Consider the following 11567-nt stretch of genomic DNA (forward strand, 5'->3'; position numbering starts at 1 on the left):
GTGTTGTCCATGGACTCGATTCGGCGGCCGATCCTGTTCGTCAGCTATGCCGAAAGCGGTCTCCTCAACCCGCTGCTCGTGCTGGCGGAGGAATTGTCACGTCGCGGAGTGGAAGACCTGTGGTTCGCGACGGATGAGAAAGGACGCTCCGATATCGGAGCGGTCAAAGTCAAAACCCCTGTCGAGTTCGCGTCCCTCGGCGAGGTCGTGTCCGAGATGTCGGCCGTCACCTGGGACGACGAGACGTATCGGGAGGTGACCCAGCGTTCGCGGTTCAAGGCGCATCGCGCGGTCATCAAGCACTCGTTCGCGCCGCGGTCGCGGGTTGAGAAGTACCGGCGTCTGGAAGCCATCGTCGACGAGGTCAAGCCGGCGCTGATGGTGATCGAGAGCATGTGCCAGTTCGGTTATGAACTGGCCATCACCAAGAAGATTCCCTTCGTGCTGGGCGTGCCGTTCGTGCCCAGCAATGTGCTCACGTCGCACGTGCCCTTCGCCAAGTCCTATACCCCGGGCGGCTTCCCGGTGCCGCACTCCGGTCTTCCGCTGGACATGAGCTTCCCGCAGCGGGTGGCCAACCAGCTGTTCCGGCTGCGGACGCTGGGGATGTTCATGACCTCTTCGATGCGGAAGGTGGTCGAGGAGGACAACCAGATCCGCGAGGAGCTGGGGATCGCGCCCGAGGCGCGCGCGATGATGGCCAGGATCGACCATGCCGAGATGGTGCTGTGCTACTCGGTGCCCGAACTGGACTACCCCTTCCCCGTGCCGGACAAGATGCGGCTGGTCGGTGCCATGGTGCCGCCGCTGCCGCAGGCACCGGACGACGACGGCCTCTCCGACTGGCTCGCCGCCCAGGACTCCGTCGTCTACATGGGGTTCGGCACGATCACCAGGCTGACGCGCGAGCAGGTCGGCGCGCTGGTGGAGGTGACGCGGCGGCTGTCGGACCGGCACGCGGTCCTGTGGAAACTGCCCAGGGAACAGCAGCATCTGCTGCCGGAGGATCTGCCGGACAATCTGCGGATCGAGAACTGGGTTCCCTCGCAGCTCGATGTCCTGGCCCATCCGAACGTCAAGGTCTTCTTCACCCACGCGGGCGGCAACGGCTATCACGAGGGGCTGTACTTCGGTAAGCCGCTGGTGGTGCGGCCGCTCTGGGTGGACTGCGACGACCAGGCGGTCCGCGGCCAGGACTTCGGCGTCAGCCTGACCCTCGACCGTCCGGAGACCGTCGATCCGGACGATGTGTACGACAAGCTCACCCGGGTGCTCGACGACAGCGCGTTCCGCGAGCGCGCGGAGCACTTCGGAGAGCTTCTGCGCGCGGCGGGCGGCCGGAGTTCGGCGGCGGACCTGCTGCTCGGCCTCCCGGTACTCGCCACAGCACCCGCTACTCACTGATCGGGGCATCCCATGTCTTTCACCCATCCGGTTTCCAAACCCTGGCTCGGCGGGCGTGAGCTCGAGTATGTGACCGAGGCCGTCAGCGACGGCTGGATCTCGTCGCAGGGGCCCTATGTCCGGCGGTTCGAGGAGGAGTTCGCCCGGTACAACGGGGTGGCGCACGGCGTCGCCTGTTCCTCGGGTACGACGGCGCTCACCCTTGCCCTGCGGGCGCTCGGCATCGGTCCCGGCGACGAGGTGATCGTCCCCGAGTTCACGATGATCGCGAGTGCCTGGGCGGTCACCTATGTGGGCGCGACCCCCGTCTTCGTGGACTGCGGGGACGACCTCAATATCGATGTCTCGCTCATCGAGGAGAAGATCACCTCCAGGACCAAGGTGATCATGCCCGTGCACATCTACGGGCGGCGGTGCGACATGGACCAGATCATGGATATCGCCTACGAGTACAACCTGCGTGTCGTGGAGGACTCCGCCGAGGCGCACGGCGTACGGCCGGTAGCCGACATCGCCTGCTTCTCGCTCTTCGCCAACAAGATCATCACCGCCGGCGAGGGCGGCGTCTGTCTCACCAATGACGAGCGGCTGGCCGAGCAGATGGCCCATCTGCGCGCGATGGCCTTCACCAAGGACCACAGCTTCCTGCACAAGAAGCTCGCCTACAACTTCCGTATGACGAGCATGCAGGCGGCCGTCGCCCTGGCGCAGACCGAGCAGCTGGACTCGATCCTGGAGACCCGCCGGGAGATCGAGCGGCGCTACGACGAGGGGCTGCGGGGCGTCGACGGGATCACGCTGATGCCGCCGCGCGACGTGCTGTGGATGTACGACCTGCGCGCGGAACGCCGTGAGGAGCTGCGTGCCTTCCTCGCGGCCGAGGGCATCGAGACCCGGCTGTTCTTCAAGCCGATGAGCCGGCAGCCCGGCTACTACGACGCGGACTGGCCGTCGCTGAACGCCAGCCGCTTCAGCGAGGACGGCTTCTATCTGCCGACCCATACCGGGCTGACCAAGGACGACCAGGAATTCATCACGGAGAAGGTCCGTGCGTTCTACGGCGCCTCGTGAGCCCCGCGAGGGAGTACGACACGGACGACACGGGAAGTTCCGATCCTCAGAGGAACCTAAAAGATGACAACTACTGACAGGTGCCCGGTCGCCTTCCCGCTGCGGCGGCCCGGCCAGACCTTTCCGCCGCCGGAGTACGCGGACTTCCGCGCGCAGGACGGCCTCGTACAGACGACGCTGCCCTCCGGGGTCCGGGTATGGCTGGTGACGCGGCACGAAGACGTACGTACGGTGCTCACCGATCCGCGGATCAGCTCCAACCCCTCGCACCCGGGTTTTCCCCGGGCGGCGAAGACCGGCGGTGTCCCGTCCCAGGACGAGGTGCCCGGCTGGTTCGTGGCGCTGGACCCGCCGGAGCACGGCAGGTTCCGCAAGACGCTGATTCCCGAGTTCACGGTGCGCAAGGTCAGGGAGATGCGGCCGGCGATCCAGCAGATCGTCGACGAGCGCATCGACGCCATGCTCGCGGCGGGCGACACCGCCGATCTGATCGCCGACTTCGCGCTGTCCGTGCCGTCGCTGGTGATCTCCAGTCTGCTCGGCGTACCCAACGCGGACCGCGACTTCTTCGAGACGAAGACCCGGGTCCTGGTCACGCTCACCTCCACGGACGAACAGCGCCAGGCGGCGTCCATGGCGCTGCTGCGCTATCTCAACCGGCTGATCACCATCAAGCAGAAGCGGCCGGGCGACGACCTCATCAGTCAGCTGCTGGGCGAGGGGACGCTGAGCAAGCAGGAACTGTCCGGCGTGTCGATGCTCCTGCTGATCGCGGGGCACGAGACGACGGCGAACAACATCGGCCTCGGGGTGGTCACCCTGCTGACCAATCCGAAGTGGATCGGCGACGAGCGGGCGGTGGAGGAGCTGCTGCGCTACTACTCGGTGGCCGACCTGGTGGCCTTCCGGGTGGCCGTCGAGGACGTCGAGATCGGCGGCCAGCTGATCAAGGCGGGCGAGGGCATCGTGCCGCTGGTGGCCGCCGCCAACCACGACGGGACCGTCTTCGACCGTCCCGACGAGTTCGACCCCAGCAGGTCGGCCCGCTCGCATGTGGCGTTCGGGTACGGCGTGCACCAGTGCCTCGGACAGAATCTGGTCCGGGTCGAGATGGACATCGCCTACCGGACGCTGTTCGAGCGGATCCCCTCGCTGGAGCTGGCGGTGCCGGTCGAAGAACTGCCGCTCAAGTACGACGGAGTGCTGTACGGGTTGCACGAGCTGCCCGTCCGCTGGTAGGACCGGCAAGCGATCATGGGCGGCCCCCGGCAAGACCGTAAGCAACCGACGGAGGAATGATGGTGCAGATCAGCGTGGACACCGACCGCTGTGTCGGAGCGGGACAGTGCGTGCTGTCGGCTCCCGATGTCTTCGACCAGGACGACAACGGGATCGTCATGGTCCTGGAGGAGCCGTCGGACGATCCGGCGCGGGACGCGGCGCGGCAGGCGGGCCTGATCTGCCCGTCGCAGGCGATCACCGTCCGGGAGAGCTGAGCGGCTCCCCCGCCTATACAACGGGCGCTGCCCCCACCGACGGTGGGGGCAGCGCCCGTTTGCCGCTGTCGCGCGGGACCGCGCTACCAGCTGACCGGCAGCTCGGTGAGGCCGGCGGAGAGCTGGCCGCCCAGCACCTGGAGCTCCTCGACCGGGAGCGCGAGGCTCAGCTCGGGCAGCCGGGTGAAGAGCAGGGTGTACGCGGTCCTCAGCTGCATCCGGGCCAGCGGGGCGCCGATGCAGTGCCACATCCCGTGACCGAACGTCAGATGCGGGTTGGGGGACCGGGTGATGTCGAACAGCTCGGGTTTGTCGAAGACCCGCGTGTCGAAGTTGGAGAGGGTGAAGTCCAGCAGGACCAGGTCACCGGTGCGGATGGTGACTCCGCTGATCTCCACGTCGTCGGTGGCGTACCGCGGGAGCACCGAGCCGCCGGCCTTGGCGGACCGCAGGATCTCCTCCACCGCGCCCGCCATCAGCTTGGGGTCGCTCATGGCCGCCGCGCGCTGCTCGGGGTAGAGGGTGAACAGCACCACGCCGAGGTCGACATGGCTGGCGACGGCTTCCAGGCCGGCGAACAGGACCCCGGCCGCGACCGGGCCGATGCGCTCGTCGGAGGGCTCGCTCACACACAGCCGTGAGATCACGTCGTCGCCGGGCTCGGCCCTCTTCCGGCCGGCCAGCTCCACCAGGTAGCCGAAGAGGTCCTGCTGCCCGCCCTGGACGGTGTCCGGGTCGTCGAGGCCGCCCATCCGGGACAGATGACTGACGAGCAGACCGTGGTCCTCGGTGGGGACGCCGATCAGTTCGCAGAGGACGGCCAGCGAGAACGGCAGCGAGAACTGGCTGTGCAGATCGGCGGGCGGGCCCTGGGCGATGAAGTTCGCCAGCACGCCCTCGGCGATGGCCTCGACCTTCGGCATCATGTTGAGCACGCGCCGGGCCGAGAAGTTCGGGGTGAGCAGCGCCCGGGTCTCGGTGTGCAGCTTCCTGGCCAGTTCGGCGTCGTCGCTGACGAGCATGTCGAGGAAGGGGTTGTGGACATAGCGCGGGGCGGTGGCCGGGGTGGCGTGCGCCCGTCCCAGCCGCTCGTCGCGGAGCAGTTCCTTGAGTTCGGCGTGACGGGTCACCAGCCATCCCTCGTCACCGGCGGGGGTGCGTACCTTGCACACGGGGTTCTCGGCCTGGAGCTCGCGCAGCAGCGGGCTCAGCCGCAGCACGGACTGCTGCTGGCCCTTGAGCGAGGGCAGCTCTTGGGATGTGGTCATGGGGATTCTCCTCTGGACGGTGGTGCGTGTGTGCTGGGCCCCGACCGCCCACGGACCGGGACCGGGCCGGGGCGACCCCGGTGTGTGTCGGTGCGCGTGGTCCTGGCGGCGCGGCCCCGCCGCCAGGACCGCGCTGTTACGCCTCGGTGGCCGGCAGGCCGTCGAGCCACTCCTCGATGGTCCGCGCGGTCAGCGCGGAGTGTTCCTTGGCGAGCGACAGGTGGTTGGCCTCGATCTCACGGATCTCGTTCGCGGGAACCCCCGCGGTGTCGAACAGGAAGCCGTCCAGCGACTCCATGCACCGGACGAGAAGCGTGGGCGCGCTGGTGGGCACCGACTCGATGTCGGTCATCGCCATGAACCAGTGCGCCATCGCGGACAGCCTGGCGCTGTTCAGCGTCACCGACGGCGAGTCGATGTCGGCGAGGTAGTACCGGGTGGTCCTGTCCAGGTCCTTGCCCTCGCCCGCCCGGTAGCGGATGGACGCGGTGTCCAGCAGGATCACCGCCTCGGGTGTGATCCCCCAGGTCTCCTCCAGCACCCCGGCGGCCAGATAGGCGAGCGAGCCGCCCGTCGAGTGCCCCACCAGGACGAAGGGTTCGCCGTCACTGGCGTGCAGGGCGCTCTCCGCCACGATGCGGGCCGCGGCCTCGCTGGTGGCCGGCAGCGACTCGCCGGGGGCGAACCCCATGAGCGGCAGCGCGGAGACATGCCGCTTGCCGCGGAAGTGCGCCGCGATGCGCGCGTACTGGTGGACGCCGCCGGTGGCGCCGGGGGCGCTGACGAAGACCAGCCTCGGGTTGCTCGGGCCGTCAGCCAGGACGACGGGCGCCGACAGTTCCTCCAGGTCGGCGGGGGTCTCGAAGGTGGGCCGCGTGTTGGCGACCGCCTTCAGCATGCGCATGCCCTCGACCATCTTCCCGCCCTTGACCGCGGCGTAGAAGAGACCTTCCAGCGTCTCGTCCATGCTCGCGGCCGGCCGCGCGGCGGCGGAGGTGCCGCTCGCGGTGGACGGGGCGAGCTGTCCCGCGAGCTCGCCGTGCAGCCAGCGCGCGAGCTTCATGGGCGTCCCGTTGTCGAACACCACCGAGCTGGGGAGCCGCAGGCCGAGCGCGTCGGAGAGCTGGTTGCGCAGCCCGACGGAGACCAGCGAGTCGAAGCCCAGCTCCAGGAAGCCGCGTTCGGGGTCGACCCCGCTGGGGTCGCGGTGCCCGAGCAGACCGGCGGAGTAGCCCACCACGAGTTCGATGAGGAGGTTCTCCTGCTCGGCCGCGCCGAGGTGCCGCAGCCGCTCCCGCAGGGTGACCGGTGAGCGGTCGGCCGCGGCGGCCGAGCGCCGGGTACGGGGCACCAGCTCGCGCCAGAGCGCCGGCAGCGCCTGCTGTTCCTGGAGTCCGGCCACATTGAGCCGGGTCGGGACCACCGTCGTACGGCCACGGGCGGTGGCGGCGTCGAAGAGCGCGAGGCCCTGCTCCATGGCCAGCGGCGGCATACCGCCGCGGGCCATCCGCTCCAAGTCGGTGGCGCTGACATGGCTGGTCATGCCACTGCCCTGCCCCCACGGTCCCCACGCGAGGGACACCGCGGGCAGTCCCAGGCCGGCGCGGTGCTGGGCGAGCGCGTCGAGGAACGCGTTGGCCGCGGCGTAGTTGCCCTGGCCCGGACTGCCCAGCACACCGGAGATGGAGGAGTAGAGCACGAACGCGGACAGGTCGAGGTCGCGGGTCGCCTCGTGCAGATACCAGGCGGCATCCACCTTCGGCCGCATCACGCGCTCCAGCAGTTCCGGCGTCAGCGAGCCGGTCAGCGCGTCGCCCAGCACCCCGGCGGTGTGCACCACCGCGGTCAGCGGACGCTCGGCGGGCACACCCGCCAGCAGCGCGGTCACCGCGTCCCGGTCGCCCAGGTCGCAGGCGACCGCGGCGGCTTCGGCGCCCTGGTCGGCGAGGGCCGCGAGCAGCTCCGCCGCGCCCGGCGCCGCCGGCCCGCGCCGGCTGGCCAGCAGCAGATGCCGTACGCCGTGCTCGGCGACCAGGTGCCGCGCCAGCTCCCCGCCGAGGCCACCGGTACCACCGGTGATCAGTACGGTGCCCTCGCGGTCCCAGGGCCGCCCCGCCTCCCCGGCCGGGGAGGCGTCCCCGCTCTCGGGAAGACGCGTCAGCCGTCCGACGCGGACGGTGTTGGAGCGCACCACCATCTGCTGCTCGTCGAGGGCGAGCAGGCCCGGCAGCACCCCGGCCGACAGGAACGTGTCGTCCATGTCGACCAGCAGGAAGCTGCCCGGGTTCTCCGTCTGCGCTGATCGCACCAGACCCCATACGGCGGCCGCGGCCAGATCCTGGACGTCCTCGCCGTCGAGGGCGACCGCACCGCGGGTGAGGAAGACCATCCGCGATCCCGCCAGCCGCGGCTCGTTCAGCCACTCCTGGATCAGGCCGAGCACCCAGGACGTCAGGGCGCGCACCGACGCGGGCCGGTCCTGGTCCGCGTCGCCGACCACAGGCACCAGGAAGACATCGGGGGCGACCCCGCTGTCGCCGACCGCGCCGGTCAGGGAGTCCGCGTACGCGCTGACGGTCTCGTCCGCGCGGTGCATCGCGTAGCCCAGGTCGAGTTCGTCCGCGCCGACGACCGCCCACCGGGTACCGGTGACGGACGCGGGATCCACCGCGGCGGGCACCCAGTCGACGGCGAACAGCGAACCGCGCTCGGGGCCGCTGCCGGCGGGCGCCGGCTGCGGCTCCCCGGAGGGCGGGCCAAGGACCAGCGAGTCCACCGAGAGCACCGGGGCGCCTGTCGCGTCGACGGCGGTCAGCGCCACCTCGCCGGGACCGGCCGCGGTGATCCGTACCCGCAGGGCGGAGGCGGCCCCGGCGTGCAGGGTCAGCCCGCTCCACGAGACGGGGACGGTGGCGGCGGCGCCGTCGGCGTCCAGCGCGCCCGCCGCCCGGAGCGCGGCGTCCAGCAGCGCCGGGTGGATACCGAACGCCGCGGCGTCGGTGGCCGCCGAGGGCAGCGACACCTCGGCGAACACCTCGCTCTCGCGCCGCCATACGCCCGACAGGCCCTGGAACACCGGCCCGTAGGCCAGTCCGGCGCCGGCGTACCGCGCGTGCAGACCGTCGAGGGGTACGGGGGAAGCGTCGCGCGGCGGCCAGACGGCGGTGTCGAATCCGGCGCTGTCCCCGGCGAGTTCACCCGCCGGGTCGCCGGATGTCAGCACACCGCGGGCGTGGAGTGTCCAGGGCTGTCCGTCCTGGGCGTCGTCCCGGCCGTCGGGGCGGGAGTGGATGGTCAGCTCGCGGCCCCCCGACTCGTCCGCCGCGCCCACCCGCACCTGTATCGAGACCGCGTCCCGCTCGGTCAGCACGAGCGGGGCGAGCAGCGTCAGTTCCGCCACCCGGTCCTGGCCCGACTGGTCCCCGGCCCGGACGGCGAGTTCCGCGAAGGCCGTGCCCGGCAGCACGATCCGGCCCGAGATCCGATGGTCGGCCAGCCAGGGATGCGACTGCGCCGACAGCCTGCCGGTCAGTACGGTCTCGTCCGCCCCGGCCATCATCATCGCCGCGCCCAGCAGCGGGTGCCCCGCGGCGACCAGGCCGAGGCCCGACGCGTCACCGGCAGGCATCCGCACCGTGGGCCAGAACCGCTCGCGCTGGAAGGCGTACGTCGGCACGTCCACCCGGCGCGCGCCCGTGCCGGAGAACAGCCCGGCCCAGTCGACGGCCACGCCGTGGGCGTACAAGCTGGCGAGCGCGGTGACGGCGGCGCTCTCCTCGGGGTGGTTCTTGGTGAGCACCGGCACGGCGGTGACGGACGGGTCCTGCACGGACTCCCCCACCAGGGCGGAGAGCACCCCGTCCGGGCCCAGTTCGAGGAAGGTCTTCACGCCGCGCCCGGCGAGCGTCCGCACCCCGTCGCCGAACCGGACCGCCTGCCTGACGTGCCGGACCCAGTAGTCGGCGGAGCCCAGCTCGTCGGACGGGGCCAGATCCCCGGTCAGGTTCGAGACGACGGGTACGGTCGGCTGCTGGAACGACAGCCCCTCCACCACCGCGCGGAACTCGTCGAGCATCGGTTCCATCAGCGGTGAGTGGAACGCGTGGCTGACGGACAGCCGGGTGGTCTTGCGTCCCTCGGCCGCCAGCCGTTCCGCGATCTCCAGCACCGCGTCCTCGTGGCCGGAGATCACCACCGCGTCGGGGCCGTTGACCGCGGCGACCGACACCCGGTCGTCCAGCAGCGCGGTCACCTCGTCCTCGGTGGCCCGTACGGCCACCATCGCCCCGCCGGCCGGCAGCGCCCGCATCAGCCGGGCCCGGGCGGCCACCAGGCGGCAGGCGTCCGCCAGCGAGAACACCCCGGCCACATGGGCGGCCGTGATCTCACCGATCGAGTGACCGGCCAGGAAGTCCGCCTTGACGCCCCAGGACCTGACCAGCCGGAACAGCGCCACTTCAAGGGCGAACAGCGCCGGCTGGGTGTAGCCGGTGTCATGGAGCAGGACCGCGTCGTCGCCCCAGATCACGTCCCGCAGCGGACGGTCCAGTTCCCCGTCCAGCTGGGTGAGTACGGCGTCCAGCGCCTCGGCGAAGACGGGGAACCGGCCGTACAGCTCGCGGCCCATCCCGAGCCGCTGGGATCCCTGGCCCGAGAACAGCACCGCCAGCGGGCCCTTGGCGGCCACGCCGCGCGCCGCCTGGACGACGTCTGCGCCGGACGCCAGCAGCACCGCCCGGTGCTCGAAGGCGGACCGGGTCGTGGCGAGCGAGAAGCCGACATCGACCGGGTTCCGGCCGGCGTCCGCGAAGGACCGGATCCGCTCCAGCTGGGCGTCGAGCGCGGCCTCGCTCCTGGCCGACACCGGCCACGGCACGGCCTTGGGCGGTGCGACCGGGGTCTGGGCGGGGGCGGCGGCGTCGGGCTCGACCGGCGGGGCCTGCTCGATGAGTACGTGCGCGTTGGTGCCGCTGATCCCGAACGACGAGACGCCGGCGCGGCGCACCCGGTCGCCCTCGGGCCACTCCACCGGCTTCGTCAGCAGCCGTACGCCGCCGGCCGACCAGTCCACGTGTGACGACGGCGCGTCCACATGGAGTGTCTCGGGCAGGAGGCCGTTGCGGAGCGCCATCACCATCTTCATCACGCCCGCGACGCCCGCCGCCGCCTGGGTGTGACCGAGGTTCGACTTGACCGCGCCCAGCCACAGCGGGCGCTCCGGGTCGCGGTCCTGCCCGTAGGTGGCCAGCAGGGCCCCGGCCTCGATCGGGTCGCCGAGGGTGGTGCCCGTACCGTGTGCCTCGACCGCGTCCACATCGGCCGGGGAGAGCCCGGCGCCGGCCAGGGCCTGGCGGATCACCCGCTGCTGCGAGGGCCCGTTGGGGGCGCTGAGCCCGTTGGACGCGCCGTCCTGGTTGACCGCGCTGCCGCGCAGCACCGCGAGGATCTCGTGTCCGTTGCGCTGGGCGTCCGACAGCCGCTCGACCACCAGCATGCCGACGCCCTCGGACCAGCCGGTGCCGTCCGCGGCGTCGGAGAACGCCTTGCAGCGCCCGTCGGGGGCGAGCCCTCCCTGCAGGCTGAACCCGGCGAAGCTCGACGAGGTCGTCATCACGGTCACCCCGCCGGCCAGCGCCAGCGAGCATTCGCCGTTCCGTACGGCTTGCGCGGCGAGGTGCAGGGTCACCAGCGACGAGGAGCAGGCGGTGTCGAGGGTGACCGCGGGCCCTTCGAGACCGAGCACGAAGGACAGCCGGCCTGACATGACGCTGGCCGCGAGGCCGTTGCCCGCGTAGCCGCCCATGTCGTCCTGCGAGGCGAGGACGAGGTGTGCGTAGTCCTGGGAGTTGGTGCCGACGAACACCCCGGTCCTGCTGCCGCGCAGCCTGGCCGGGTCGATGCCCGTACGCTCGATGGCCTCCCAGGACACTTCCAGCAGCAGCCGCTGCTGGGGGTCCATCGCCAGGGCCTCGCGTGGCGAGATCCCGAAGAAGGCGGGGTCGAACTCGGGTGCGTCGTACAGGAAGCCGCCTTCCTGGGTGGCGCTGCGTCCCTCCTCGTCCCCGGCGAGCGCCTCCAGGTCCCAGCCACGGTCGGCGGGGAACCCGGAGATCGCGTCCCGGCCGGAGGCGAGCAGCTCCCACAGGTCCTCCGGAGACCGGACCCCGCCGGGGAACCTGCACGCCATCCCGACGATCGCCACCGGCTCGTGGCGGCCGGATTCGGCCTCCTGGAGGCGTTGGCGGGTCTGGTGCAGGTCCGTCGTGACCCACTTCAGGTATTCGACGAGCTTCTTTTCGTCCGGCATCGTCCGTGAACCTTCCTCAGA

5 protein-coding genes and 1 pseudogene are annotated in these 11567 nt (G+C 71.0%); 4 read left to right on the forward strand and 2 right to left on the reverse strand.

What is annotated here, in order from left to right; translation table 11 throughout:
• The first annotated feature begins 9 nt into the window (after positions 1-9).
• The 4 genes from ACZ6MZ_RS11315 (at position 10) to ACZ6MZ_RS11330 (ending at position 3971) form a co-directional block, all read left to right on the forward strand.
• On the forward strand, positions 10-1404 hold the full coding sequence (locus ACZ6MZ_RS11315) for a glycosyltransferase (RefSeq protein ID WP_469351233.1): 1395 nt from the start codon (positions 10-12) through the stop codon (positions 1402-1404).
• 12 nt (positions 1405-1416) lie between these two features.
• A complete protein-coding gene (locus ACZ6MZ_RS11320) occupies positions 1417-2475 on the forward strand; it encodes a DegT/DnrJ/EryC1/StrS family aminotransferase (protein ID WP_389785468.1) in 1059 nt (352 codons plus the stop codon).
• Between the two features lie 63 nt (positions 2476-2538).
• Positions 2539-3714, forward strand: coding sequence for a cytochrome P450 (locus ACZ6MZ_RS11325; protein ID WP_389785469.1), 1176 nt, complete (start codon positions 2539-2541; stop codon positions 3712-3714).
• Positions 3715-3776: 62 nt separating this feature from the next.
• Positions 3777-3971 carry a ferredoxin gene (locus ACZ6MZ_RS11330; RefSeq protein ID WP_384189134.1) on the forward strand — a complete coding sequence of 65 codons (195 nt, stop codon included), beginning with the start codon at positions 3777-3779 and terminating at the stop codon, positions 3969-3971.
• A gap of 83 nt (positions 3972-4054) precedes the next feature.
• On the opposite strand, the gene ACZ6MZ_RS11335 is transcribed toward ACZ6MZ_RS11330, so the two are convergent.
• Positions 4055-5239 carry a cytochrome P450 gene (locus ACZ6MZ_RS11335; protein ID WP_469351235.1) on the reverse strand — a complete coding sequence of 395 codons (1185 nt, stop codon included), beginning with the start codon at positions 5237-5239 and terminating at the stop codon, positions 4055-4057.
• Positions 5240-5375: 136 nt separating this feature from the next.
• Positions 5376-11546 (reverse strand): annotated as a pseudogene (locus ACZ6MZ_RS11340) (type I polyketide synthase); the annotation flags it as partial.
• Positions 11547-11567 lie beyond the last annotated feature (21 nt).

The organism is Streptomyces sp. NPDC042201, assembly GCF_055582185.1.